Annotated in this window: 22 protein-coding genes and 1 pseudogene; 12 read left to right on the forward strand and 11 right to left on the reverse strand. The window is 71.5% G+C overall.

The features are described from left to right. Positions 1-59: 59 nt before the first annotated feature. Complete coding sequence (locus ACIGXX_RS37260; protein WP_366464495.1) at positions 60-4,751, reverse strand: ATP-dependent helicase; 4,692 nt, start codon at positions 4,749-4,751, stop codon at positions 60-62. Positions 4,752-4,830: 79 nt separating this feature from the next. Between ACIGXX_RS37260 and ACIGXX_RS37265 the strand changes: the two are divergent. From ACIGXX_RS37265 to ACIGXX_RS37280, 4 genes and pseudogenes are all read left to right on the forward strand, one after another. After that, positions 4,831-5,685 (forward strand): annotated as a pseudogene (locus ACIGXX_RS37265) (AraC family transcriptional regulator); the annotation flags it as partial. Between the two features lie 35 nt (positions 5,686-5,720). Then, on the forward strand, positions 5,721-6,518 hold the full coding sequence (locus ACIGXX_RS37270) for an AzlC family ABC transporter permease (protein ID WP_383823998.1): 798 nt from the start codon (positions 5,721-5,723) through the stop codon (positions 6,516-6,518). Then, positions 6,515-6,823, forward strand: coding sequence for an AzlD domain-containing protein (locus tag ACIGXX_RS37275; RefSeq protein ID WP_351173796.1), 309 nt, complete (start codon positions 6,515-6,517; stop codon positions 6,821-6,823). Before ACIGXX_RS37270 ends, ACIGXX_RS37275 begins: the two co-directional genes overlap by 4 nt. Before the next feature lie 129 nt (positions 6,824-6,952). Further along, positions 6,953-8,152 (forward strand): helix-turn-helix domain-containing protein, encoded by a 1,200-nt coding sequence (locus ACIGXX_RS37280; protein WP_366464493.1) that lies wholly within the window; start codon positions 6,953-6,955, stop codon positions 8,150-8,152. On the opposite strand, the gene ACIGXX_RS37285 is transcribed toward ACIGXX_RS37280, so the two are convergent. Beyond that, positions 8,123-9,088: a hypothetical protein gene (locus ACIGXX_RS37285; protein ID WP_361468318.1), complete on the reverse strand. Its 966-nt coding sequence runs from the start codon at positions 9,086-9,088 to the stop codon at positions 8,123-8,125. The two genes, ACIGXX_RS37280 and ACIGXX_RS37285, sit on opposite strands and share 30 nt — an antisense overlap. A gap of 79 nt (positions 9,089-9,167) precedes the next feature. Here ACIGXX_RS37285 and ACIGXX_RS37290 point away from each other — a divergent pair, with 79 nt between their 5' ends. From ACIGXX_RS37290 to ACIGXX_RS37315, 6 genes are all read left to right on the forward strand, one after another. Then, complete coding sequence (locus ACIGXX_RS37290; RefSeq protein WP_351173787.1) at positions 9,168-9,362, forward strand: DUF3046 domain-containing protein; 195 nt, start codon at positions 9,168-9,170, stop codon at positions 9,360-9,362. A 104-nt stretch (positions 9,363-9,466) separates the two neighbouring features. Continuing rightward, positions 9,467-10,774: an AI-2E family transporter gene (locus ACIGXX_RS37295; RefSeq protein WP_351173784.1), complete on the forward strand. Its 1,308-nt coding sequence runs from the start codon at positions 9,467-9,469 to the stop codon at positions 10,772-10,774. Positions 10,775-11,082: 308 nt separating this feature from the next. Further along, on the forward strand, positions 11,083-12,207 hold the full coding sequence (recA, locus tag ACIGXX_RS37300; protein ID WP_361468314.1) for a recombinase RecA: 1,125 nt from the start codon (positions 11,083-11,085) through the stop codon (positions 12,205-12,207). A 3-nt stretch (positions 12,208-12,210) separates the two neighbouring features. Next, a complete protein-coding gene (gene recX / locus ACIGXX_RS37305; RefSeq protein WP_399982580.1) occupies positions 12,211-12,960 on the forward strand; it encodes a recombination regulator RecX in 750 nt (249 codons plus the stop codon). A 207-nt stretch (positions 12,961-13,167) separates the two neighbouring features. Next, positions 13,168-13,872, forward strand: coding sequence for an ArsR/SmtB family transcription factor (locus ACIGXX_RS37310; protein WP_399982583.1), 705 nt, complete (start codon positions 13,168-13,170; stop codon positions 13,870-13,872). Continuing rightward, complete coding sequence (locus ACIGXX_RS37315) at positions 13,869-16,412, forward strand: FtsX-like permease family protein (protein ID WP_399982586.1); 2,544 nt, start codon at positions 13,869-13,871, stop codon at positions 16,410-16,412. Before ACIGXX_RS37310 ends, ACIGXX_RS37315 begins: the two co-directional genes overlap by 4 nt. Before the next feature lie 25 nt (positions 16,413-16,437). Here ACIGXX_RS37315 and ACIGXX_RS37320 read toward each other — a convergent pair whose 3' ends face one another. The 8 genes from ACIGXX_RS37320 to ACIGXX_RS37355 all read right to left on the reverse strand — a co-directional run bounded on the left by ACIGXX_RS37320 (position 16,438) and on the right by ACIGXX_RS37355 (position 22,987). After that, positions 16,438-16,851, reverse strand: coding sequence for a rhodanese-like domain-containing protein (locus ACIGXX_RS37320; protein WP_383823995.1), 414 nt, complete (start codon positions 16,849-16,851; stop codon positions 16,438-16,440). Then, on the reverse strand, positions 16,842-17,381 hold the full coding sequence (locus tag ACIGXX_RS37325; protein ID WP_383823946.1) for a cysteine dioxygenase: 540 nt from the start codon (positions 17,379-17,381) through the stop codon (positions 16,842-16,844). The genes ACIGXX_RS37320 and ACIGXX_RS37325 overlap by 10 nt, the downstream gene beginning before the upstream one ends. 67 nt (positions 17,382-17,448) lie before the next feature. After that, a complete protein-coding gene (locus ACIGXX_RS37330; RefSeq protein ID WP_311605579.1) occupies positions 17,449-17,535 on the reverse strand; it encodes a putative leader peptide in 87 nt (28 codons plus the stop codon). Positions 17,536-17,578: 43 nt separating this feature from the next. Continuing rightward, the gene (locus ACIGXX_RS37335) at positions 17,579-19,222 is read right to left on the reverse strand and encodes an FAD-dependent monooxygenase (protein WP_351173486.1); all 1,644 of its coding nucleotides are present in this window, start codon (positions 19,220-19,222) and stop codon (positions 17,579-17,581) included. Between the two features lie 261 nt (positions 19,223-19,483). Then, positions 19,484-20,431, reverse strand: coding sequence for an amino acid ABC transporter permease (locus ACIGXX_RS37340; RefSeq protein ID WP_351173489.1), 948 nt, complete (start codon positions 20,429-20,431; stop codon positions 19,484-19,486). Continuing rightward, positions 20,428-21,075 carry an amino acid ABC transporter permease gene (locus ACIGXX_RS37345; protein WP_351173491.1) on the reverse strand — a complete coding sequence of 216 codons (648 nt, stop codon included), beginning with the start codon at positions 21,073-21,075 and terminating at the stop codon, positions 20,428-20,430. Before ACIGXX_RS37345 ends, ACIGXX_RS37340 begins: the two co-directional genes overlap by 4 nt. 168 nt (positions 21,076-21,243) lie before the next feature. Then, complete coding sequence (locus ACIGXX_RS37350) at positions 21,244-22,161, reverse strand: glutamate ABC transporter substrate-binding protein (protein ID WP_351173494.1); 918 nt, start codon at positions 22,159-22,161, stop codon at positions 21,244-21,246. A 46-nt stretch (positions 22,162-22,207) separates the two neighbouring features. Further along, a complete protein-coding gene (locus tag ACIGXX_RS37355) occupies positions 22,208-22,987 on the reverse strand; it encodes an amino acid ABC transporter ATP-binding protein (protein WP_344527009.1) in 780 nt (259 codons plus the stop codon). Between the two features lie 287 nt (positions 22,988-23,274). Between ACIGXX_RS37355 and ACIGXX_RS37360 the strand changes: the two genes are divergently transcribed. Beyond that, positions 23,275-23,964, forward strand: a complete 690-nt coding sequence (locus ACIGXX_RS37360; RefSeq protein ID WP_351173498.1) for a response regulator transcription factor — start codon at positions 23,275-23,277, stop codon at positions 23,962-23,964. A gap of 16 nt (positions 23,965-23,980) precedes the next feature. Then, the gene (locus ACIGXX_RS37365) at positions 23,981-25,396 is read left to right on the forward strand and encodes an ATP-binding protein (protein WP_399982595.1); all 1,416 of its coding nucleotides are present in this window, start codon (positions 23,981-23,983) and stop codon (positions 25,394-25,396) included. Positions 25,397-25,420: 24 nt separating this feature from the next. On the opposite strand, the gene ACIGXX_RS37370 is transcribed toward ACIGXX_RS37365, so the two are convergent. Further along, complete coding sequence (locus tag ACIGXX_RS37370; RefSeq protein ID WP_366463924.1) at positions 25,421-26,416, reverse strand: TAXI family TRAP transporter solute-binding subunit; 996 nt, start codon at positions 26,414-26,416, stop codon at positions 25,421-25,423. Positions 26,417-26,445 lie beyond the last annotated feature (29 nt).

Consider the following 26,445-nt stretch of genomic DNA (forward strand, 5'->3'; position numbering starts at 1 on the left):
CAGCCGCAGCCGTAGCCGCGGCCGTAGCCGTAGCCGCAGACCCCGCGAGAAGCCGGCCGTCACGCCCGCAGCCGCAGCCCCCGGGGGGTCGCGTGGAAGCCTGCTCCTTCCAGGAGGGGGGCGAAGGGGGAGGTCAGGGAGGAGCCTCCGTTGATGCGTTCTACCGTGACCGTGCCGAGGGAGCCCGCTCGGGCCGAGGCGGCGAGCGCTTCGGCGGCCGCGTGCAGGCGGGCGTCCTCGGTGGCGGGGCTGTCGTCCTGTGGGGTGGCGGGCCAGGCCAGCAGGGTCTTGCCGCCGCGCTCCATGTAGAGGGTCAGTTCACCGTCGACGAGGACGACCAGGGAGCCTGCCTTGCGGCCCGGCTTGTGGCCCGCGTCGGTGGGCGGGTCGGGCCAGGGGAGCGCGGCTCCGTAGGCGTTGGCCGGGTCGGCGGCGGCCAGGACGATGGCCTGGGATTCCGAGGAGCGCGGGGCGTAGTTCATCGCGGACGGTGAACTGTCCGTGCGGTCCCGGGCGTTCGCCGCCGCGCGCAGCCGGTCCACCGCGCCGTCCATGGCGAACTGGGCGGCGCCGAGGCCCTCGACGACGTACCCGCGGCGCGCCTGGCCGCTGTCCTCGAAGACGGACAGGACGCGGTACGTCGCCGAGAAGCCGCCCTCCACTCCCTCGGCCGCGACCGCCCCACGGGTCACCACGCCGTGTCGGTCGAGGAGCGTGCGGGCAAGGGCGTGGGCGCGCAGGGTGGGGTCCGGTTCCTGGGCGGGGAGCAGCGACCAGCGGCCCGCCACGGTCGGTGGGCCCGTACGCGAGGTGGGGCGGGCGGCGGCCGTCAGCGTGCCGTAGCGCCCGCGCGGGGCGGAGCGCTTGGCGCGGTGGGCCGTGGAGCCCGCGGTGCGGCCCGAGCCGAGGAGCGAGCGCATGGGGGCGAGCGTGTCGTTCGTGAGCCGTCCGGACCAGGCCAGGTCCCAGATCACGTCGGCCAGTTGTAGGTCGGAGGCCTCGGGGTGGGTGGTGGCGCGCACCTGGTCGGCGATCTGCCGGAAGAACAATCCGTACCCCCCGGAGAGGGTGTCCAGGGCCGACTGGTGGAGCGCGGTGAGCTCCAGCGGATGGGCCTGCGGCAGGAGCAGGGGCGCGGCGTCGGCCAGGTAGAGGGAGACCCAGCCGTCCTTGCCGGGGAGGGACCCGGCTCCGGCCCACACCACCTCTCCGGCGGCGGTGAGTTCGTCGAGCATCGCCGGTGCGTAGCCGGAGACGCGCGAGGGCAGGACGAGCTTTTCGAGGGCGGACGCGGGCACGGTCGCCCCTTGCAACTGCTCGATGGCGCGCACCAGTCCGTCCACGCCCCGCAGGCCGTGCCCGCTCAAGTGCTGCCACTGGGGCAGGAACTGGGCCAGCGCGGCGGGCGGCACCGGCTCCAGCTCGTGCCGGAGGGCCGCCAGGGAGCGGCGGCGCAGGCGGCGCAGGACGGCCGCGTCGCACCACTCCTGGCCGATGCCCGCCGGATGGAACTCTCCTTGTACGACGCGCTGGTTGGCGGCCAGGCGCTGCAGCGCGCCCTCGGTGACCGCGACGCCGAGGCCGAAGCGGGCCGCCGCCGTCGCCGAGGTGAAGGGGCCGTGCGTGCGGGCGTACCGCGCGATGAGATCGCCGAGGGGGTCCTTGACGGGCTCGGTGAACGCCTCCGGGACACCGACCGGCAGCGCGGTGCCCAGCGCGTCGCGCAACCGTCCCGCGTCCTCGATCGCCGCCCAGTGGTCGGCCCCGGCGATGCGGACGCTGATCGCGCGGCGGGCCGAGGCGAGCTCCTGCGCCCAGTCGGGCTCGGCGCCGCGCTCGGCCAACTCGGCGGAGGTGAGCGGCCCGAGGAGGCGCAGCAGGTCGGCGACGCCTTCGGCGTCCTTGACGCGGCGGTCCTCCGTGCGCCACTGGAGCTCCTGCTCCAGTTCCGTCAGGACGTCCGCGTCGAGCAGCTCGCGCAGCTCGGCCTGGCCGAGGAGTTCGGAGAGGAGCCGGGAGTCCAGGGACAGGGCCGCCGCGCGGCGCTCGGCCAGGGGTGAGTCGCCCTCGTACAAGAACTGCGCCACGTAGCCGAACAGGAGGGAGCGGGCGAAGGGGGACGGCTCGGGGGTGGTGACCTCGACGAGCCGGACCTTGCGGGACTCGATGTCGCCCATCAGTTCCGTCAGGCCGGGGACGTCGAAGACGTCCTGGAGGCACTCCCTGACCGCTTCGAGGACGATGGGGAAGGATCCGAACTCGCTGGCCACCTGGAGCAGTTGTGCGGCGCGCTGGCGCTGCTGCCACAGAGGTGTGCGCTTTCCGGGGCTGCGGCGCGGCAGCAGCAGCGCGCGGGCGGCGCACTCGCGAAAGCGCGAGGCGAACAGGGCCGAGCCGCCCACCTGGTCGGTGACGATCTGGTTGACCTCGCCCTTGTCGAAGGCGATGTCGCCCGCTCCTACGGGTGCCTGATCGCTGTCGTACGCCGGGTGCTGGTCGGTGGGTTCCTGGTCGAGCAGGTCCAGGCCCATGAGGTCGGCGTCCGGCAGGCGCAGCACGATGCCGTCGTCGGCGTGCATGACCTGGGCGTCCATGCCGTACCGCTCGGTCAGCCTGGAGGCGAGGGCGAGGGCCCAGGGTGCGTGCACCTGCGCGCCGAAGGGGGAGTGCACCACGACCCGCCAGTCGCCCAGCTCGTCGCGGAACCGCTCGACCACGATCGTGCGGTCGTCCGGGATGTGGCCGCAGGCCTCACGCTGCTCGGTGAGGTACGTCAGGACGTTGTCCGCCGCCCAGTCGTCCAGGCCCGCGGCCAGCAGGCGCACGCGCGCGTCGTCGCGCGACAGGGAGCCGACCTCCCGGAGGAAGGCGCCCACCGCACGGCCCAGTTCGAGCGGGCGGCCCAGTTGGTCGCCCTTCCAGAAGGGGAGCCGTCCTGGAACGCCGGGTGCGGGGGAGACGAGCACGCGGTCGCGTGTGATGTCCTCGATGCGCCAGGAGCTGGTGCCGAGCGTGAAGACGTCGCCCACCCGGGATTCGTAGACCATCTCCTCGTCGAGCTCTCCGACGCGGCCGCCGCCCTTCTTGGGGTCGGCGCCCGCGAGGAAGACCCCGAAGAGGCCGCGGTCGGGGATCGTGCCCCCGGAGGTGACTGCCAGGCGCTGCGCGCCCGGCCGCCCGGTGACGGTGCCGGCGACGCGGTCCCAGACCACGCGGGGGCGCAGCTCCGCGAAGGCGTCCGAGGGATAGCGGCCCGCGAGCATGTCCAGGACGGCCGTGAACGCCGACTCCGGGAGCGAGGCGAAGGACGCGGCGCGGCGGACCAGGGCGAGGAGGTCGTCGACCTGCCAGGTGTCGAGGGAGACCGTCGCGACGAGCTGTTGTGCCAGGACGTCCAGGGGGTTGGCCGGGACGCGCAGCGACTCGATGGAGCCGGTCCGCATCCGCTCGGTGACCACGGCGGCCTGCACCAGGTCCCCTCGGTACTTGGGGAAGACGACGCCGGTGGAGACCGCGCCCACCTGGTGTCCCGCGCGGCCGACCCGCTGCAGGCCGGAGGCCACGGAGGGCGGTGACTCGACCTGGATCACCAGGTCGACCGCGCCCATGTCGATGCCGAGCTCCAGGCTGGAGGTGGCGACGACGGCCGGCAGGCGGCCCGCCTTCAGGTCCTCCTCGACGAGCGCGCGCTGCTCCTTGGAGACCGAGCCGTGGTGGGCCCGGGCGAGGACCGGAGGGGCGCCCTTGGCCGCGCCCGACTCGGCCATCAGCTCGGCGGGGGAGTGGTCCTCCGGAAGAGGCTCTCCCGTCGCACGTTCGTACGCGATCTCGTTCAGCCTGTTGCACAGGCGCTCCGCGAGACGGCGTGAGTTGGCGAACACGATCGTCGAGCGGTGTGCCTGGACGAGGTCGGTGATGCGCTCCTCGACGTGCGGCCAGATCGAGGGGCGCTCCGCGGCCTGGTCGGAGTCGGCGACCGGGGAACCGCCCAGCTCCCCGAGGTCCTCGACCGGCACGACCACCGAGAGGTCGAACTCCTTGCCGGACGGTGGCTGGACGATCTCCACCCTGCGCTGCGGGGAGAGATAGCGCGCCACCTCGTCCACCGGGCGGACCGTCGCCGACAGGCCGATGCGGCGGGCGGGCCTGGGCAGCAGCTCGTCGAGCCGCTCCAGGGAGAGGGCGAGATGGGCGCCGCGCTTGGTGCCCGCGACCGCGTGCACCTCGTCCAGGATCACCGTCTCGATGCCCGCGAGCGCGTCCCGCGCGGCGGAGGTGAGCATCAGGAAGAGCGACTCGGGCGTGGTGATCAGGATGTCCGGCGGGCGCGTGGCCAGGGAGCGGCGCTCGGCGGGCGGGGTGTCGCCCGAGCGGATGCCGACCCGCACCTCCGGCTCGGGGAGTCCGAGGCGCACGGACTCCTGGCGGATGCCGGTCAGCGGGCTGCGCAGATTGCGCTCCACGTCGACCGCCAGGGCCTTCAGGGGAGACACGTACAGCACCCGGCAGCGCTTCTTGGGGTCGGCGGGCGGCGGGGTCGAGGCCAGCTGGTCGAGGGCGGCCAGGAACGCGGCCAGCGTCTTGCCCGAGCCGGTGGGCGCGACGACCAGCACGTCCGAGCCCTCGCCGATGGCCTTCCACGCCCCGGCCTGCGCGGACGTGGGCGCGGAGAAGGCCCCCGTGAACCAGCTGCGGGTCGCGGGGGAGAAGCCGTCAAGGGCGCCGAGGGCGCTGGATGCGGACCTGACCATGACCCCATCGTGCACCCCGCCACTGACAACGGCGCCGACCTGCGAAAAAGGGTTTGCGTGGCTGTCGCAGAATGGGGCCATGGCAGGTTCGGCGGAGCAGGCGCGGCACTGGCGTTACGCGGAGCTGCCCGGGGTCGACCTGCTGCGGGCCCACTACATCAGCAAGACGTTCGTGCGGCACACCCACGAGCACTTCGTGATCGCCGCGATCGCCGAGGGCGTCGACGTGTTCCACCACGGTGGCGCCGATCAGCACGCGGGGCCGGGGACGCTGGCCCTGATCAACCCGGACACCACGCACACCGGCCGGGCCGGCGCACCCGAGGGATGGCGGTACGCGGCGGTCTATCCGTCGCCGGAGCTGGTCACCGCCATCGCCGCCGAGACCACCACGATCCGCGGAACCCCCGGCTTCGTCCGTCCGGTGCTCGATGACCCGTACGCCGTGACCCTCGTCCACCGGGTGCTGCGCGCCGCCGAGGAGGGCAACGCGCTCGCCGCCGACACCCTCCTGCGGGTGGCCGTGACCCGGCTGCTGCGGCTGAACGGCGGGCCCCTCCCCGAGCGCGCCGTGCCCACGGCGGGGGCCAGGATCGCGGCACGCGCGCGTGCGGTCCTCGATGAGCGGATGGCCGACCCGCCGAGCCTGGAGCGGCTCGCCACCGACCTCCGAGTCGGCCCCTTCGCCCTGCTGCGGGCCTTCCGTGACGCGTACGGGATGCCTCCGCACGCGTGGCTCACCGACGCGCGCGTGCGCGCCGCACGGCGCCTCCTGGACGTGGGCACGGCGCCCGCGGAGGCGGCCGTCGCCGTGGGGTTCACCGACCAGCCGCACCTGAACCGGCACTTCGCGCGGATCGTCGGGGTGCCGCCCGGGGCGTACCAGCGCGAGCGCAAGAACGTACAAGACGGCGCGTCGGCCCTCCTCGTACCGTCCGGCGTGTGGCAGAACAGACGACACCCGCAGACATAGGCCCAGGCCGGATCGAGCACGGCGACCAGACCCCCCGCACACCGGAGAAACCCGACTCCGCCGTGGTCCGCGACGCCCTCGGCGTCGGGATCGCCGTCGGCCTCTCCGGCTTCGCCTTCGGAGTGACCTCGGCGGGCAGCGGCCTCACCGTGCTGCAGACCTGCGCGCTCAGCCTGCTGGTCTTCACCGGCGCCTCGCAGTTCGCGCTGGTCGGGGCGCTCGCGGGCGGCGGGAACCCGTTCACCGCGGCAGCGGGTGCCTTCTTCCTCGGCGTACGCAACGCGTTCTACGGACTGCGCCTCTCGCAGCTGCTTGCCCTCCCGCGCGCGGTGCGCCCGTTCGCCGCCCACTGGGTCATCGACGAGACCACCGCCGTCTCGCTCGCCCAGCCGACACGGCGCGCCGCCCGCATCGGGTTCACCGTCACCGGACTGAGCCTCTACGTGCTGTGGAACCTCACCACGCTCCTGGGGGCGCTCGGCGCGGAGGCCATCGGAGACACGGACGCGTGGGGGCTCGACGCCGCGGGGCCCGCGGTCTTCCTGGCGCTGCTCGCGCCGATGCTGCGGACGGCCACGGAGCGGGCGGTGGCGGCGATCGCGGTCGTCCTGGGGCTCGGCCTGCTGCCCGTGCTGCCCGCGGGGGTGCCGGTCCTGGTGGCCGCGCTCGCCGTGCCGGCGGTGCTCTACGTAGAGGGCCGCAAGGCCGCCGCCAAGGAAGAGGCACGCCCCGACGGCGCCCGGAACGACACCCAGTACAACGCTCGGAACGACGCACAGAAGGAAGACCGTTGAACATCTGGATCGCGATCGGCGTGACCTTCGTCGGTTGCTACCTCGTGAAGCTCGCGGGCCTGCTGGTGCCCGCGGGCGCCCTGGAGCGTCCGCTCGTCAAGCGCATGGCCGCCCTGCTGCCCGTGGCCCTGCTCGCCGCGCTCACGGCCCAGCAGGCCTTCGCCGACGGCCGGGTCCTGGAGCTCGACGCCAAGGCGCTGGGGCTCGTGGCGGCGGCCGTGGCGCTGCTGCTGCGTGCCCCGTTCCTGGTCGTCATCGGGGCGGCGGTGGTCGTCACCGCGGGGGTGCGGGCGCTCACGGGTTGAGCTTCGGTGCCGTCCTCCACAGGGACTCACAGGTATCGGTGGCCTCGAACACCCGCTCCCGTCGCGCACAGACCCCGTGGGTAATGTGACGCGTCACAACCGCGGCCCCGCCCCCGGAGAGGAGACACCGTGGCGCTGTCCTCCGAAGCCAGGTCCCTCGCGGCGCGGTGCGAGCCCCGGGTCAATGAACTGGCCCGCAGGATGGCCCGTGAGTCGTTCGAGGAGCTGCCCGGATACGCGGAGCTCCCCGACGACGTGAAGGACGTGGAGATAGCCGCGACCGCACGCCACGGAGTGCGCCTCTTCCTGCGCCGCGTCACCGATCAGCCCGGCAGCCACCGGCTCTTCCGCGAGCGGGCCGCACAGCGCGCGGAAGAGGGCATGCCGCTGCATCTGCTGCTGCGTACGCACGCGCTGGGCGTCTACGTCCTGTGGCAGGCGCTGCGCGACGTGGCACGCCCCGGCGAGGAGGCGGCCCTGGTCGAACTCGTGGACGTACTGCTGCAGTCGCACCCCGCCGTCGTCGGGACCGTGGCCGAGACCTACCTGGACGAGCGCTCCGCGCTGGAGGCCGAGCAGCGCGCCCAGCGCAGTTCCCTGGTGCGCGGCCTGCTCGACGGCATGGTGCCGCCCGGACACGTGCTCCTCGACCAACTGCGCCTGGCGGGTCCCGCGCTCGTCCTCGCGGTCGGCTTCGACGGGGCGCCGGCCGAAGGCCCCGTGGCGGTACGGCGGCGGCTGCGGCGCGTACAGACCGCCCTGGACCACGCCTTCGACGTGGAGGTGCTCGCGCTCCTTGAGACCGACGGCGGCCGGGTCATCGTGCCCAGGGAGTGCCGGGCTCCCGAAGACCTGCCCCGCCGCCTGAGCAAGGCCTGCGACCTGCCCGTGCGCGTGGCCGCCGTGGACGCCGCGGGGCCCGAGGCCGTGACCGGCGCGGCCCGTACCGCGACCGAGATCCTGCGCATCACGCGCGCGTGCGGGATGCCTCCGGGACTGCACCGCATGGACGACGTGCTTCTGGAGTACCACCTCTCCCGCCGCAACGAGAGCAGCCACCTCATCTCCGCGCTGCTTGACCCGGTCGCCGACCGACCCGAGCTCCTGGAGACGCTGCGCACCCACCTCGGCCACCAGCAGGACCGCAGGGCGACCGCCGCCGCCCTCGGCCTGCACCCCAACACCGTCGACAACCGCCTCGCGAAGATCGGCGAACGCACCGGCATCGACCTGTCGGCGCCGCGCGGCACGGCACTCGCCATCGCGGCACTACTGCTGAGGGAGGCCGAGGAGCCTCCGTCAGGCGATGGGGCGCCCGTAGGCCCGTAGCGTGCGCAGCGCCTCGATGGTGACGATCGGGCGCGCTTCGAGGGCGGTGGTCGGCGCCCACTGGCGCCACCGCACGGGCCAGCCGCCGTCCTCCTGCTGCTCGCGCTCCAGGAAGTCCAGGGAGCGCGCCATCTCCTCGTCGGTGAACCACGCGCGCGCGAGCGACTCGGGGGCCTTCGCGTAGTCGTGCGCGAAGTGGTGCTCACCCGGTGCGTAGCCGGGCGCCACGGGATACGCGTCCAATCGCTCGGGGTCGAGGGCCACCAGGCCCTGCTCCCGCGCGATTCTGCCCAGCCGGTCGGCGGCCGCCTGCGCGCGCGGGCGGTCGGGTGCCCCGTCGAGGAACGCGACGGCCGCCTCGATCTCGTACGGATGGGACTTCTCGAGGGACTCGACGGCCGCCCAGCAGAAGTCGGTGGCCCTGAACAGCCAGGCGTGCCACACCTCGTTGCGGTGCAACAGGCCCACTACGGGGCCGGTGGCGAGGAGTTCGCTCGGCGGATCGTCCACCACGGGCACGAACGGCGCCGAGGGGTAGCCGCGCTGGCTTGGATGGATCGCCGGAAGGGCGCCGTCGGACGTCGACACCGAGGTCAGATAGCGGCACACGCGCTCCACCCGCTGCCCGCCGCAGCGCCGGATCGAGTCCAGGACGCGCAGCGCGTGCCCGGCGTGCAGGGGCTGGCTGACGGGGCCGCGCAGATCCGGTTCGAGCGCGTACCCGTACCCGCCGTCCACGGTGCCGTACGCGGCCAGGGCGGTCTCGACGGCATCGGCCGCCGGGTCGGCTCCGGTGCCGCCCGCGCCGCCCGTGCCGCTCAGGAAGTGGTACGCGAACCGCCGCTGTTCCAGGACGCGCGCGGTGAGCCAGACGAAGTGCTCGGCGCGTGCGACCGGCGAGGGCGCGGCGTGCGGGGATGCTCCGGTTTCGGCCATGCACAGACCGTAGGCCGGAAAGCGCCTTCGGTAAGCCCCCTGCGTCCGGCTGCACTCTCTAGGGCGCGATACTGAAGGCATGCGGTTGACGATTTTCTGGGAGCGGATGGCGGACCACTTCGGACAGGGGTACGCGGACTCGTTCGCTCGCGATCACGTGATGGCGGAGCTCGGCGGCCGCACGGTGCATCAGGCGCTGGACGCGGGCTGGGACGCCAAGGACGTCTGGCGTGCCGTGTGCACGGCGATGGACGTGCCGGCCGACAGGCGCTGACACCGGACGGCCCGCCGTCTTCCCGCGGCTCGTCCCGGGCGCCGGAGACCGTCAAGATGCGGGGGCGGCGGCTGAATGTCGGCGGCGTGGGCGAGACTGGCTCTGTGTCATCGACAGACGAGACCGCGCAGGTCACTCAGGACGTAGCTCCGCTCGGCACCACGCCGCCCGCACGGCCTCCGAACGGGGCGGAGACCGGGCGGGCCGCCAGTATGCCGCGCTGGCTGCCGCGCGCCATGGTGCTCGCCCTCGCGCTCATCGCCTGTTTCCAGCTGGGCAGTTGGGCCTTCCACCAGGTCACAGGACTGCTGATCAACATTCTGATCGCGTTCTTCCTGGCGCTCGCGGTCGAGCCCGCGGTGAGCTGGATGGCCGCGCGCGGGCTGCGCAGGGGCTTCGCCACCTTCCTGGTCTTCCTCGGCGTCCTGATCGCGAGCGCGGGCTTCATCACGCTCATGGGGTCGATGCTCGCGGGCCAGATCGTGGAAATGGTCGAGGACTTCCCCGAGTACCTCGACGATGTCATCAGCTGGATCAACCAGACGTTCCACACGGAGCTCTCCCGGGTCGAGATCCAGGACAGCCTGGTCCACTCGGACTGGCTGCAGAAGTACGTGCAGAACAGCGCGAGCGGCGTCCTGGACGTCTCGGCGCAGGTCCTCGGCGGCCTCTTCCAGCTCCTGACGGTCCTGCTGTTCTCGTTCTACTTCGCGGCCGACGGACCGCGGCTGCGGCGCGCGCTCTGCTCGGTGCTGCCGCCCGCCCGGCAGGCCGAGGTGCTGCGCGCCTGGGAGATCGCGGTGAACAAGACCGGCGGTTATCTCTACTCGCGCGGTCTGATGGCACTGATCTCCGGAGTCGCGCACTACGTCCTGCTCCAGGCCCTCGGTGTGCCGTACGCGCCCGTGCTCGCGGTGTGGGTGGGCCTGGTCTCGCAGTTCATCCCGACCATCGGCACGTATCTGGCGGGCGCGCTGCCGATGCTGATCGCCTTCACGGTCGATCCCTGGTACGCGCTGTGGGTGCTGATCTTCGTAGTGGTCTACCAGCAGTTCGAGAACTACGTCCTGCAGCCCAAGCTCACCGCCAAGAGCGTGGACATCCACCCGGCGGTCGCCTTCGGGTCGGTCATCGCCGGCACGGCGCTCCTCGGCGCGGTCGGCGCCCTGATCTCCATCCCGGCGATCGCGACCCTCCAGGCGTTCCTGGGGGCGTACGTGAAGCGGTACGACGTCACGGACGACCCGCGCGTCCACGGGCACCGGCGCAAGGGCGGGGCGTCCCTCCTCACGCGCGTACGGCGTGCCCTGCGCGGGCCGAACCGTCCGGGAGCGGCGTCGGAGGCCGAGGTCGCGGCGGAGGAGGCCGCGGGCTCGCGCCCCGGTCCCGCATCGGGCTCCGGCCCGGAGTAGAGGGCGACGCGGAGGAGCGACGCGGAGGGTCTCAGGGGCGATGTGCGCCGGGCGGACCGGACCCTTCCGTACTCTCGGTGGAGCCGCGTGGTGCGCTTGACACCGAAATCGAACATCCATTCTCATAGGTTGCCTGGCGGCGTTTTCCCGGGGTTTTCGCGGGGGGATCCCTGGGGCTCCGGCGGATTTCGGCGGGGCGATCGCCTCGAGTTATCCACAGGCGGGACGGGCGTCGGGGCGGATTGTCAGTGGCAGGCGCTAGCGTCATTGACGTGAAGCGATCGACACAAGCAAATCGGGTGGAACCCATGGCAGGAACCGACCGCGAGAAGGCGCTCGAAGCCGCGCTCGCACAGATTGAACGGCAATTCGGCAAGGGCGCAGTGATGCGCATGGGCGAGCGGCCGAACGAACCCATCGAGGTCATCCCCACCGGATCGACCGCGCTCGACGTCGCGCTCGGCGTCGGCGGCATCCCGCGCGGCCGTGTGGTGGAGGTGTACGGGCCGGAGTCCTCCGGTAAGACGACGCTGACGCTGCACGCGGTGGCGAACGCCCAGCGGGCAGGCGGCTCGGTGGCCTTCATCGACGCCGAGCACGCCCTGGACCCCGAGTACGCGAAGAAGCTCGGCGTCGACATCGACAACCTCATCCTGTCCCAGCCGGACAACGGCGAGCAGGCGCTGGAGATCGTCGACATGCTGGTCCGTTCCGGCGCCCTCGACCTGATCGTGATCGACTCCGTCGCGGCCCTGGTGCCGCGCGCGGAGATCGAGGGCGAGATGGGTGACTCGCACGTGGGTCTGCAGGCCCGCCTGATGAGCCAGGCACTGCGGAAGATCACCAGCGCGCTCAACCAGTCCAAGACCACCGCGATCTTCATCAACCAGCTGCGCGAGAAGATCGGCGTGATGTTCGGCTCGCCGGAGACCACGACCGGTGGCCGCGCGCTGAAGTTCTACGCGTCGGTGCGGCTCGACATCCGCCGTATCGAGACCCTGAAGGACGGCACGGACGCGGTCGGCAACCGCACCCGCGTCAAGGTCGTCAAGAACAAGGTCGCGCCGCCCTTCAAGCAGGCCGAGTTCGACATCCTCTACGGCCAGGGCATCAGCCGCGAGGGCGGCCTGATCGACATGGGCGTGGAGAACGGCTTCGTCCGCAAGGCCGGCGCCTGGTACACGTACGAGGGCGACCAGCTCGGCCAGGGCAAGGAGAACGCCCGCAACTTCCTCAAGGACAACCCCGACCTCGCCGACGAGATCGAGAAGAAGATCAAGGACAAGCTGGGTGTCGGCGTGAAGCCGAAGGCGGAGGAGCCCGCTGCCGAGCCGGCCAAGGACGCGGGGGACGCGGTCGAGGACGCCGCCAAGACGGTGCCCGCACCGGCGACCAAGGCCACCAAGCCCAAGGCCGCCGCGGCCAAGAGCTGATCCATGACGCGGCGCACGGACTGGGCGGACCAGGTCACCCCCGAGTGCCCCATCGACCCCGCGGGCAGCGGCCTCGCGGACGGTGCGGATCAGGGCGGCGCCGACCAGGAGGGTGACGGCACCGGCTTCCGCGGGGGCGGCGGCCGGAGGGGGCGCCGACGGCGTGGCGGCTTCGGTGAAGGCCGAGGCGGCGGAACACAGGACAGCGGCCCCCCTTCCTCGTCGAGGGCCGAGAAGAAGGGGGAGCCGCCGACGGATCCGGGTGAGCGGGCACGGGCGATCTGCCTGCGCCTGCTCACCGGGACCCCGCGCACGCGCAAACAGCTGGCGGACGCGCTGCGCAAACGGGAGATCCCGGACGACGTGGCGGACGAGGTGCTGACCCGCTTCGAAGAGGTCGGCCTGATCAACGACGGCGCCTTCGCGGGAGCGTGGGTGGAGTCCCGGCACCACGGCCGGGGCCTGGCCCGACGGGCGCTCGCGCAGGAGCTGCGGACGAAGGGCGTGGACGCCACGCTGATCGAGGAGGCCGTCGGGCAGCTCGACTCGGAGCAGGAGGAGGCGACCGCGCGCGAGCTCGTCGCCCGCAAGCTCCGCGCGACGCGCGGCCTGGACCGCGACAAGCGACTGCGCCGCCTCGCGGGCATGCTCGCCCGCAAGGGCTACTCGGAAGGCCTGGCACTCCGGATCGTCCGGCAGGCGATCGAGGAAGAGGGCGAGGACCCGGGGGACCTGGGGTACGACGGGGGATGAGCTGACCAGGGCCCTCGCGGGGGTGGGGCTCAGGTCCGGGCCGGGCAGTGCGGTGAGAACCGCGGCCCGGCCCTTTCGTGTTCCCAGGGCCCCGAACTCCCCCTCTCCGCCTGAGGGGTGGGGTTCACCGGGGTGGGGTTAACCCCCGGCCGAAGACGCCGGTCCGCCGCACTGCAAAGGAACCTGTGCACAGACGACTGTGTACGCATGGCAAAGGAACCCGGCACGACCGACGGCGCACCCGAGGAGCTGAGCACCCTCCCCGCGGAACGGGGCGCCCTCCCCGAGAAGCTGAGCGACCTCCGCGTCCTCAAGGCGCTCGCACAGCCCCGGCGGCAGCAGATGCTTCAGCACCTCACCGTGCACGGCCCGGCCACCTCCGCGACGCTCGCCAGGGCGCTCGGTCTCAACACCGGGGCCACCAGCTACCACCTGCGCGAACTCGCCCGCTACGGCTTCGTCGAGGAGACCACGGGCACGGGCCACGGACGCGAACGCTGGTGGCGCGCGATCCCCGGCGACCGGCGCTTCCCGCCCCGTAGCGAGCAGAACGCCGAGACGCGGCTCGTCATGGACGAGCTGAACCACCTCTCGTACGCCGCCGACCTGGAGCTCTTCGAGCAGCTGCAGCGAGAGGGCGGCACCGACCTCGGTGAGTGGGCCGACGCGTTCCCGTACTCGCGCGGCACGATCCGGCTGACGCTCCCCGAACTCCGCGCGTTCTTCGAGGAGTACATCGCCCTGCTCAACCGCTACAAGCGCCCCGACGCCGAGACACCGGCCGGCGCCCGCACCGTGCTCACGCGTCTCCTGGCCTTCCCGGCACCAGCGCCGCCCGCGCCGCCCGGCGATCCCGGGTCCTCCCGCACGCCCCTGCCCTCCTCTTCCTCCGAGCCCGAGGCGACATCATGATGCTGCGCTACGCACTGCAGACAGTCCGAGACCGCAAGGGCGGATTCCTCGGCGCCTTCCTGGCATTGATGTGCGCCGCCGCGCTCATCACGGCCTGCGGCACCCTCCTGGAGACGGGCCTGCGCGGCACCATCCAGACCGAGCGCTACGCCGCGGCCCCCGTGATCGTCTCCGCGGACCAGAACGTCCACCAGACCACGATCAAACACAAGAAGGGCAAGACCAAGGTCAAGCACAAGGCCAAGCCGATCGCCGAGCGGGCCTGGCTGTCGGACGGCATCGCACGCAAGCTCAAGGGCGTGCCGGGTGTCGGCAAGGTCGTCCCCGAACTCACCTTCCTCGCCACGCCGTTGAACCCCGCCGCCGGTGACCTCGCCGACAGGCCCGCGTACGGCCACGCCTGGGAGTCGGCCGCGCTGACCCCCTTCGGGCTCGTCGAGGGCAAGGCCCCGCGCGCCGCGGGCGACCTCGTCATCGACCGCGACCTCGCCGGGCGTGCCCACCTCAAGACCGGTGACCGCCTCACCGTCCAGTCGACCCAGGCCCCGCGCTCCTACCGCATCACCGGCATCGCGACCCCCGCCCAAGGCGCCCTCGCCCACCAGACGTCCCTCTTCTTCTCCGCTGCGGAGGCCGAGCGGCTCGCCGCCCACCCCGGCCAGATCACCGCGCTCGGCGTCGTGCCGGCCGAGGGCACCGGGACGGGTGACCTCAAGAAGGCGGTCACGGACGCCCTTGCCGGTACGAAAGCGCAGGTCAGCGTTGGCGACGACCGTGGCCCCGTGGAGTTCCTCGACGCGGCGGGCGCCCGCGTCAAGCTGGTCAGCATGGGCGGCGCGATGGGCGGTACTTCCCTCCTCGTCGCCGTCCTCGTGGTCGTCGGCACGTTCGCCCTCTCCGTGCAGCAGCGCCACCGCGAACTGGCCCTGCTGCGAGCCATCGCCGCCACCCCGAAGCAGATCCGCAAGCTTCTCGGCCGCGAGGCCCTGATCGTCGGTGCGGCCGCGGGCATCATCGGCTCGCTCGCCGGCATCCCGCTCGGCGGCTGGCTGCACGGCAAGTTCGTGGACATGGGCGCCGTCCCCGCCACCCTGGAGCGGACCGTCAGCGTTTTCCCGGTGTTCGCCGCTGTGGCCGCGACGCTGCTCGGCGCCTGGGCCGCGGCCCGCCTCTCGGCGCGCCGCATCGCCGGTATCCGCCCGGCCGAGGCCCTCGCCGAAGCACGTGTCGAGCGCACCCGGCCCGCGTGGAGCCGCATCGTCGCCGGGCTCGTCCTCCTTGCCGGAGGTGTCGTGCTGGTCGCCGTGCTCAGCGTGCTGCGTACCGAGCCCGCGTCGACTCCCGTGACGTTCCTGGCCGTTGTGGTCCTCTCCTCCGCCATCGCGCTCCTCGGACCGCTCGTGGTCAGGGCGGCGGCCGCCGTACTCCGCGGCCCGCTGCGGCTCTCCGGCCCCGGCGGCCGCCTCGCGCACGCCAACCTCCGCGGCAACGCCGCCCGGATGGCGGCAGCCGTCACCCCGCTCGCCCTGCTCACCGGCATGACCTGCACCGTCCTGTTCGTCCAGCCCACTCTCGGCGACGCGGCCCGCGCACAGGCCCGCGAGGGCATCCGCGCCGACTGGGTCCTTGCGGCGCAGGGGCCCGGCGTCCCGGCCCAGGCCGCGCAGAAGCTGCGTGCGACCGAAGGCGTCGAGGCCGCCACCGAGATCGTCCGCACCACCGTGCGCGTCGGACTCGCCAAGTACCCCGCGCAGGGCGTCAGCACGGCCGGGCTCACCCGCACCTGGGACCCGGACGACACCGCCGGGTCCCTGAAGGGCTTCGGCAAGGGCAGCGTCGCCGTCAGCGAACTGGCCGCCGACCAGCTCGGCTTGAAGCCCGGCAGCACTCTCAAGCTCACGGTCGGCGACGGCACGAAGACCGCGCTCAAGGTCAGCGCCGTGTACGCGCGCGGGCTCGGGTTCGGGGACCTGACCATGGCGCACGACCTGGTCGCCCGCCACGTCGACAACCCGCTCGCCGCCACGGTCCTGATCAAGAGCGACCGTACACAGGAACAACTCGCGGCAGGCCTCGCGAAGTTCCCGGGCGTGCGCGTTCTCGCCCCGGCCGCCGTCGACAACCTCCAGGCCGAGCGCCAGCAGGCGAACGCCGAAGTGAACTACCTGGCCATGGGCCTGATCCTGGCCTTCACCGCGATCGCCGTCGTCAACACCCTCGCGATGTCGGTCTCCGAGCGCGTCCGTGAGTTCGCGATGCTGCGTCTCGTGGGCGCCGGCCGCCGCCAGGTCCTGCGCATGCTGCGCACCGAGGCCCTGTCCGTCCTGCTCATCGGCACGGCACTCGGCAGCGGGATCGCGCTCGCCGTCCTGACCGCCTTCAGCGTCGGCATGACCGGCAGCGCCGCGCCCTCGATCACACCCCTGGTGTACGTCTCCGTGGTGGCCGTCGCGGCTCTGCTCGCCCTCACCGCCACCGCGCTCCCGGGCCGGGTCGCCCTGAAGCCGCGCCCCGTCACCGTGGCAACGGCCAAGGAGTGAAACGGCCGACGAGTGAGGCGTGCACTCACCCCGCGACGGGAAGCCCGGCGGCCTTCCACGCCTGGAACCCGCCGACGAGGTCGGTCGCGTGCCGCAGCCCCAACTGCCGCAAGGAGACGGCCGCGAGGCTCGACGCGTAGCCCTCGTTGCAGATCACGACGACCCGCAGGTCATGGCCGACGGCCTCCGCGGCACGGTGGCTGCCCTGCGGGTCCAGGCGCCACTCCAGCTCATTGCGCTCGACGACGAGGGCGCCGGGGATCAGTCCGTCGCGCTCGCGCAGGGCGGCGTACCGGATGTCGACCAGAAGTCCCCCCGCGGCAGCGGTGTCGCGCGCCTCCTCCGGAGTGACCCGGTCGAGGTCGCGCCGCACACGCTCCAGCAACTCGTCGATGCCGACAGGACGTTCGCCTGCTGTCTGATGCCCACTCACTGCCAGTCCTCCGGGCGCTCCACGGACTCCAGGCGCAGGACCGCGCCCGTGCGGCTGTAGCGGCGGATGCGCGGCAGCGGAGGGTAGTAGGCGTGCACGGAGACGGCGTGTTCGCTCGTGGACTCGTTCAGCACCTCATGCACGTGGTTCTGGCCGAACGCCCTGCCCTTGCCGGCCGTCAACTCCCGTTCGCGGTCCACCCCGTCGGACAGCTCCAGGGTCTTCCAGCCGTCGGTGGGCAGCCGGGCGGCGAGCGAGTTCTCCTTGAGGGTGCCGGCGGCGGTGAGGAAGGCGCCGACCGACTCCGCGTGGTCGTGCCAGCCGGTGCCGGTTCCCGGCGGCCAGCCGATCAGCCAGGCCTCGCTGCCACCGGGCCCTTCGAGCCGCACCCAGGTGCGCCCCTCGGGGTCGAGCGGCAGCGAGGCGATGAGCTCGGGGTCGGAGGCACTGCGACGCACGAAATCGAGAAGATCTGCGGCGGTGGGCGCCGACACCGCAGGGGAGGCAGAAGAAGGGTTGGTGACAGAGAGGGACATGGCTACCGTCCTGGACGTTCGCGGAAACGCGCGCCGAGAAGAGGGCACGCGAGAGGGAGAGGCGAATTCAGCAGGACGGACGACACACGCAGCCCGCATAGCGGACGAGGTCCATATGGACCCTCCGCCACAGGCGCACATCGGTGTCGGTCACGTTTCGGAGTAGACCATGACGCTGCGTGCCGGTCAACCCGTTCTCACTGTGTGGTCGGCCGCCCCGCGACGGCCGTACTCTCCGCCTTCTCCGTAGCGTCCGCGCTCTTCTCGCGCCGCTTCCGTTCCGCCCCGCCCAGGGCCGCCTCGGCCGCCGTATACAGCTCGGCCGGGCGTACCCCGCTCAGCGCGGTGACCAGGTGGCCGTCGGGGCGGATGAGCAGCACCGAGTGCGCTGCGGCCCCGGGGTAACCCTCCGCCACGAGCAGTTCCGCCGGGTGCGGCAGCGCCGTGACGGCGGCGGCGAGCCGGGGCATGATCCCGGCCGTCACCCAGTGCCGCCGCTCCCACACCACCGTGCCGGGCGCGACGAGGACGACCAGCAGCTGCCCCAGGCCGAGCCGGTCCCGCAGCCGCACGAAGGATCCGTCGGGTGCCGTCACCGGCACGTCGGCCACCGGAGACCCCGGTTCCGTGCCCACGGGGACCTCGGACTCGGAGGGCGGGGGCGCCAGCGGTGACTCCGCGTACGACCCCGGGGCGCCGAGCGGCCCGCGTCCCACGTGGCCGTCGGTGAGGAGCATGTCGTGGCCGCGCGCCGACCCCGGCACGTACGAGCGCAGGCCTTTGCCGCCCCGCAGTATCGGCAGCGACTGGTCGGCGGCGCGCAGGCGTGCGGCGACCCCGGCCCGCCGCTCGGCCTGGTAGCTGTCGAGCAGGGTGTCCCGCGCGCCGTGGTGCCAGGCAAGGGCCAGCTTCCAGGCGAGGTTGTCCACGTCCCGCAGCCCCTCGTCGAGGCCTTGGGTGCCGAGCGCGCCGAGCAGATGCGCGGCGTCGCCCGCGAGGAAGGCACGGCCGACCCGCCACCGGCGGGCCAGCCGGTGGTGGACGGTGTGCACGCCCGTGTCGAGCAGTTCGTACGGCGGCGTGGCGCCCCCGCACCAGCCCGCGAGGGTCTCGCGGATGCGCACCACGAGGGCGTCGGGCGTCACGAGCTCGCCGCGCGGCGGCAGCAGCCAGTCGATCCGCCACACCCCGCCGGCGAGCGGACGGCCCGTCACCTCGGCGCCTCCGTGGCGCCACGGAGGCATCCGATGCAACAACGCCTCGCCGGGCCGGGGAAGTTCCGTGCGCAGGGCGGCGACGGCGTGTCGCTCGACGGCCGTGCGCCCCGGGAAGCGGATGTCGAGGAGCTTGCGCACCGTCGACCGCGGTCCGTCGCAGCCCACCAGATAACTGCCCCGCCACCAGTTGTCCTTGGGGCCGCGCGTGTGGGCGGTCAGTCCGCCCGCGTCCTGCTCCAGGGAGTCGAGCTTGCTCTCCACCGCGACCTTGATCAGCCGCTCCTCGGCGATGGCCGCGCGCAGGGCGCCGGTCAGCACGTGCTGGGCCACGTGAAGCGGGGCCGGCACCTCATCACTGAACGTGAGCTCCCGCATCAGCTGCTTGCGCCGCAGGGAACGCCAGCCGCCCCACCGTGCGCCGGACTCCTGGTCGCCGAACGAGTGACCGGTGAGCCGCTCCATGAGGGCCGCCGTGTCATCCCGCAGGACGACGGTCCGCGCGGCCCGCTGCTCGTCCTTGCCCGGTCCTTCGTCGAGCACGACGGTGGGCACGGAGTGACGTGCGAGAGCCAGGGCGAGCGCGAGGCCCACGGGGCCCGCGCCGACGACGATCACCGGGTCCACGGTGCGCACCCTCCCGCCGCAAGGGCCCGGGAGCGCTGGACGTACGTACAGGAACTGGCAGTTGGAGCCCGGTGCACGATCACAGAACGTATGCAACAGACTGCGTGCCGACCCGTCAAGCTGGACGCACGGTGGCGGAGCTCCCTCGGGGGCCGTTCGTGGGGAACGGGAGGCAGAGGACGCGTCAGGGCCCGCCGAGTGTCCTCGGCGGGCCCTGACGGACGAGCTTTCGTGCGGGTGGTTCCCGACGCTGAGGTCGCGTCAGATCTTCTTGTCCGTGGGGCCGTCGTCCGGCTGCGCGTCCGCTGCCGCGGTGCCCGCGGCGGTGGGGCCGAGCGGCGCGGAGGGATCGAGCACACCGGGTGCCTCGGCCGGTTCGGCGGCCGCGGCGACGGCGATACCGGTCTTGGCGCGACGTCCGCGCTTCTCGATCCAGGTGGCCAGCGAGGACAGGATCATGCAGAGGCCGATGTAGATGGCGCCGAACACGGTGACCGTCTGGACGAACGGGTAAACGCCGTTGACCGGAGTGTTGTTGGCGATCAGGCGGGCCGACTGGAGCAGCTCGGGGTAGAGGACGAAGAATCCGAGCGAGGTGTCCTTCAGCGTCACCACCAGCTGGCTGATGATGGTCGGCAGCATCGACCGGACCGCCTGCGGGAAGAGCACCGACGCCATGACCTGGGTCTTGCGCAGACCCAGGGCGTAGGCGGCCTCCATCTGGCCCTTGGGCACCGCGTTGATGCCCGCGCGGAGCACCTCGGCCTGGACGCATCCGTTGTAGATGGTCAGGCCGAGCACCAGCGCCCAGAACGGGGTCATGTTGCCGACGAGGCCGACCCAGAACGCGAAGATGGTGATGAGCAGCGGAATGGACCGGAAGAGGTCGATGAAGGCGACCGCGATCCAGCGCACCGGCTTGTGCTCGGAGAGCCGCGCCACACAGAGCACCACGGCGAACACCAGCGAGAAGACGCCCGCGAGGGCGAACACCTTCAGCGTGGCCAAAAGGCCGTCAAGGACGTTCTGCTGAATTCCGGTGTAGTTGAAGATGTCCCACAGGTCGGCTTCGAACTCACCCTTTTCGTTCAGCCGCAGAATGACCCAGAGGATGCCGCCCAGGAGGGCGGCGGTGCCGATGACGCTGTAGATGATGTTGCGGACACGGGCCTTGGGGCCGGGGGCGTCGAAGAGAACGTTGGCACTCATCGGGCGACCTCCAGGCGGTGCTCGAGCAGCCGGAAGAGGCCGTTGATGGCGTACGTGATGATCAGGTACGCGATGGTGATCCAGAGGAAGATCATCACGATGTCGTAGCCCTCGTTGCTCAGCGTCTTGGAGACGTTGAACAGCTCGACGTTGTCGAAGGCACCCGCGATGGCGGTGTTCTTCGTCAGGGCGATGAAGATGCTGGAGAGCGGCGGTACCACGGTGCGCGTGGCCTGCGGCAGCACGATGAGCCGCATCGTCTGGCTGAAGGTGAGCCCGACGGCCCGGGCCGCCTCGGCCTGCCCGAGAGGCACCGTGTTGATGCCCGAGCGGACCGCTTCGGCTACGAACGCGGAGGTGTAGAAACCGCAGGCGAGCGTGGCGAGGAGGAAGGAGTCCAGGTCGGGGTAGAGCACCTTGGGGACGACGAAGAACGCCACGAGGAAGAGCAGGGTGAGCGGGGTGTTGCGCAGCAGCGTGACCCAGAGGGTTCCGAATATTCGCAGCGGCGGTACGGGGGATACCCGGAACCCGGCGATGATGACCCCGACGACCACAGCAACGAGCGCGCTGGATGCGGTCAGCTTCAGAGTCCCGTAAAACCCTTCGCGGAAAAGCGACAGGTTGTCGAGTAGTACGTCCATGAATTCTCCGCGAGGTCTTTCGCGACGGGTCGCAGGTGATCGCGACGGGCCCCGGCCGTCAGGGCCGGGGGCGGTGGCAGGGTTTCGCGACAGGTCCGGCAGCGATGCGCGCAGCGAACGTCCCGCTCCGTACCGCGGCCGAGCGCGGACGGAGCGGGGCGTGCCGGATTACTTCGGGTCGGTGAAGGCCGGCGGGTCCTTGTACTCGGAGCCGGACTTGCCGAGGGTGGCCTCGTAGGCCTCCTTGTAGTCGCCGTTCTCCTGGTGGGCCTTGATGGCGTCCGCGACGGCCGTCTGCAGGGCCGCGTCGCCCTTCTTCAGGCCGACGCCGTAGGGCTCGTCCGAGAACGGCTTGCCGACGACCTTGAGCTTGCCCTCGTTCTGCGCCGCGTAGCCCATCAGGATCGCGTCGTCCGTGGTGACGGCGTCGACCTGGTTGTTCAGGAGCTGGGCGACGCACTCCGAGTACTTGGAGAGCTCGGTGACCTTGGCGCCGTACTTCGGCTTCTTGATGTTCTGCAGCGGCGTGGAGCCGACGATGGAACAGACCTTCTTGTCGCGGACCGTCTCCGGGCCCTTGACGTCCTTCTCGTCCTTGCGGACGAGGAGGGAGGCACCGGCGTGGAAGTACGGGCCGGCGAAGTCGATCTGCTTCTTGCGCTCGTCGTTCATCGTGTACGTGCCGATCATCAGATCGACGTCGCCCTTGGAGACCGCGGTCTCACGGGCACCGGAGTCGACCGTCTTCCACTCGATCTGCTTGGCCGAGAAGCCCAGATCGGCGGCGATCATCTTGGCGATCTCGATGTCGAAGCCGGAGTACTCCTTGGTCGACTGGTCCTGGAAGCCCAGGTACGGCTGGTCGGCCTTGGCGCCAATGACGATCTTGCCGCGCTTCTTGGCCGCCTTGAAGACCGACGAGTCGACCGAGGCGTCCTTCTTGACCTCGTAGCTGAGGGCCTTGCCGGAGTTGTCCGGGCCTTCCGGCTTGTCGCCGGCGGAGCCCTCCTTGCCGCCGCAGGCCGTGGCGGCAAGGGAGAGCGCGGCGATCGCCGCTGCGACGGCGGCGGACTTACGGAGCTTCATCGTGGACATCCTTTGTTTCGACTGGCGTTGAGACGACGTGGGAGCCTCAGTGTTTAAGGATCTTCGACAGGAAGTCCTTGGCCCGGTCGCTGCGCGGGTTGCTGAAGAACTGGTCCGGCACGGCCTCTTCGACGATCCGGCCGTCCGCCATGAAGACGACGCGGTTGGCCGCGGACCGGGCGAAGCCCATCTCGTGGGTGACCACGACCATGGTCATGCCGTCACGCGCGAGCTGCTGCATGACCTCGAGCACCTCGTTGATCATCTCGGGGTCGAGCGCCGAAGTGGGCTCGTCGAAGAGCATGACCTTGGGGTCCATCGCCAACGCGCGGGCGATCGCCACGCGTTGCTGCTGGCCACCGGAGAGCTGCGCGGGGTACTTGTCGGCCTGCGACGCGACACCCACGCGGTCCAGGAGACCGCGTGCCTTTGTCTCTGCTTCCGCCTTGGACGTCTTGCGCACCTTGATCTGGCCCAGCATCACGTTCTCGAGCACGGTCTTGTGCGCGAAAAGGTTGAAGGACTGGAAGACCATGCCCACGTCCGCACGGAGACGGGCGAGCTCCTTGCCCTCCTGGGGCAGCGGCTTGCCGTCGATCGAGATGTCTCCCGACTCGACCGTCTCCAGGCGGTTGATGGCGCGGCACAGTGTCGACTTGCCCGACCCGGAGGGGCCGATCACGACGACGACCTCACCGCGGGTGATGGTCAGGTCGATGTCCTGGAGGACGTGCAGAGCGCCGAAGTGCTTGTTGACGTTCTTCAGCACGACCAGGTCGTCCGCCCCGGGCGGTATGGCGTCCTTGGTCACCGATACTTCGGTCACGGCTTGTTGCTCCATCCTCCTCGGTTGGGAGGACAGTAATAACCCGGTGCGACCAGCGTCATTACATCTGAGGGGAAATTGAGCATAACGATCCGGCCGCAACCGGACACTCCGTGTGAAGGGGACGCCCTGCCGCGTACCGGCTGGATAACGGAACGTGTCCGTGACCCGCACCCCCTTGACGCGGTCCTTATCCATCGGCGTGGATGCCTTGGTGCCTGTGCACGCGCGCATACCGGCCATCGGCGAGCGCGAACGGAACGACCGATGAACCGGAGGGGGCCTGTATGAGACTGCTCCTCGTCGAGGACGACGATCATGTGGCCGCCGCCCTGTCCGCGGTCCTGGCCAGGCACGGCTTCGACGTCGTGCACGCCCGCAGCGGCGAGGAAGCGCTTCAAGCCCTGTTGCCCGGTGAAACGGCACCCTTCGGAGTCGTGCTCCTCGATCTGGGACTGCCCGATCAGGACGGCTACGAGGTGTGCGGCAAGATCCGCAAGCGCGGGTCGACCCCCGTGATCATGGTGACGGCCCGTGCCGACGTGCGCTCGCGCATCCATGGCCTGAACCTCGGGGCCGATGACTACGTAGTGAAGCCGTACGACACCGGGGAGCTGATCGCCCGCATCCACGCGGTCATCCGGCGACCTCCGTCCGGCGCCGCCGCGGGCCCCGCGGACAGCGAACTGCGCCTCGGTTCCGTACGCATCGAACTGCCCACCCGCCAGGTCAGCGTGGACGGTTCGACGGTCCAACTGACCCGCAAGGAGTTCGACCTGCTCGCACTCCTCGCGCAGCGGCCGGGCGTGGTGTTCCGCCGGGAGCAGATCATCAGCGAGGTGTGGCGCACCAGCTGGGAGGGGACGGGACGCACCCTTGAGGTGCACGTCGCCTCCCTGCGGTCCAAGTTGCACATGCCGGCCCTGATCGAGACCGTCCGGGGTGTGGGCTACCGGCTCGTCGCCCCGGCCGCGTAGCGCGTAGCGAGGTCAGGTGCGCTCTCGCCTCCTCCCGCTGCTCATCGTCCTCATGGCGGGTGTGCTGCTCGCGCTCGGCTTCCCGCTCGCGGTGAGCGTGGCGGCGGCGCAGCAGCAGAAGGTGATCGTCGACCGGATCGACGACACGGCACGGTTCGCGGCGCTCGCGCAGTTCGTCACGAAACGTCCCACGGGCTCACGGCTGCGGGACAAGGACGAACGCCGCGAAACCCTCCAGACCGAACTCGACTACTACCACGAGGTCTACGGGATCAAGGCGGGCGTCTTCTTCCGGGACCGTGAGCCCATGGCTCACGCGCCCGGGAGCTGGTTCCTGCCCCCCAGGGGCGCCGAGGTGCGGGAGGCCTTCGAAGAGGCCCTCAGGTCCCGTGGAAGCCACGATCCGCGTCAGGTGTGGCCCTGGCAGCGCGGCCGGCTCGTCGTCGCCTCTCCGGTGATCAGGGACGGGGACGTCATCGCCGTCGTCGTCACCGAGTCGCCCACGGGGCGCATGCGTTCGAAGACGCTACAGGGATGGCTGCTCATCGGCGCAGGCGAGTCGGCGGCGATGCTTCTCGCCGTGGGTGCCGCGCTGCGCCTCACCGGCTGGGTGCTGCGCCCCGTGCGGGTCCTGGACGCGACCACCCACGACATCGCGACCGGGCGCCTGAAGTCGCGGGTGGCGGCCGCGGGCGGACCGCCGGAACTCAGGCGTCTCGCACGGTCGTTCAACGAGATGGCCGACAACGTCGAGGACGTGCTCGAGCAACAGCGGGCCTTCGTCGCCGACGCCTCGCACCAACTGCGCAACCCGCTCTCCGCCCTGCTGCTCCGCATCGAGCTGCTCGCCCTCGAACTGCCCGAGGGGAACGAGGAGATCGCCTCCGTGCGCACCGAGGGCAAGCGCCTCGCCCAGGTCCTCGACGACCTCCTGGGCCTCGCGCTGGCCGAGCACGCCGCCGCCGATCTGCGGCTCACCGACATCGGGGCGCTCACGTCCGAACGGGTCGGCGCCTGGCGGCCGCTCGCCGAGGAGCGCGGGGTGCGGCTGCACGGCGTCTGCCCGGCGACCACCGGCTGGGCCGACCCGGTCGCGCTGTCCAGCGCCCTGGACGCGGTGATCGACAACGCCCTCAAGTTCACGCCCGAGGGCGAGGAGGTGCGGGTGGAGGTCTCCTGGAGCGGTGAACTGACGACCATCGTGATCACGGACGGCGGCCCCGGCCTCACGGAGGACGAACTCGCCCGCATCGGCGACCGCTTCTGGCGCAGCAACCGCCATCAGAACGTGAAGGGCTCGGGCCTCGGTCTGTCGATCTCGCGGGCCCTGCTCACCGCGGGCGGCGGCTCCATCTCGTACGAACAGCGCGCGCCGCACGGACTTCGGGTGACCGTCAGCGTCCCGCGCGGCGAGCCCGGCCTCCACGTCTGACACGGCCGGAACAGGGCCCGACGGCTAGGGCTTGACCGACTGGTAGTAGCGGCGTGCGCCCTTGTGCAGGGCGAGCGGATCCGTGTAGAGGGCCGTGCGCAGGTCCACCAGCTGGGCCGCGTGCACCTCGTCACCGATGTGGTCCCGGCTGTCGATCACCGTGCGCGTCAGCCCCTCGGTCAGCTTCGAGTCCGCCCGGTCCGTGGTGACCAGGAGGTTCGCCACGGCCAGGGTCGGTACGGCGTCGTTCTGCTGGGCGGCGGGATAGGCGTCGGCGGGCATCACCGCCGCCCGGTAGTAGCGGGAGGCGCCGCCCTGCTTGTGCAGCGCGTCCACGAGGGCGCCCAGCGGTACCAGCCGGATGTCGAACTCCTTGGAGAGCTCGGTCACGGTGAGGGTCGGCAGCCCGCCCGACCAGAAGAAGGCGTCGACGTCGCCCTTCTTGAGAAGATCGGGCGCCGTGTCGATGCCGGCGTCCACCGGCGTGAGGTCCTTGTCGGGATCGAGGCCGGCCGCCTTGAGGACCCGGTCCGCTATCAGCCGCACGCCCGAGCGCGGCTGGCCCACGGCCACCTTCTTGCCCCGCAGGTCCTGCGCCTTGTCGATGTCCGAAGAGCGCCGGACGACGAGCTGGACGTAGTCGTCGTACAGCCGCGCACAGCCCCGCAGCCGGTCCGCGCCCGCGCCGCCCTCCAGGCGGTACTTCTCGACGGCGTCGGCGGCCGCGATGGTGAAATCGGCCTTCCCCGTGGCCACCCGCTCGACGTTCTGCTGCGACCCCTCGCTGTTGAGCAGCTCCACGTCGACCTCGGGCATGTCCTGGGAGACCGCGGTCCGCAGGAGCTTGCCGTACCGCTCGTACACCGCGTTCTTCACGCCCGTACTGAACGTCATCCGGCCCGTCGGGGAGTCGTCGTCCGCCGGAACCAGCCACCACACCAGCAGCCCGAAGACCACGAGGGCGGCCGCCGCACCCTGGAGTGCGCGGCGCCTGCTGATGCGGGGGAGTGCCTGGAGCATGCGCGCGATCCTGCCAGCCACTCACCGTG

Origin of the sequence: Streptomyces sp. NPDC055243, from assembly GCF_044544025.1 — a bacterium.
GTDB lineage: Bacteria > Actinomycetota > Actinomycetes > Streptomycetales > Streptomycetaceae > Streptomyces.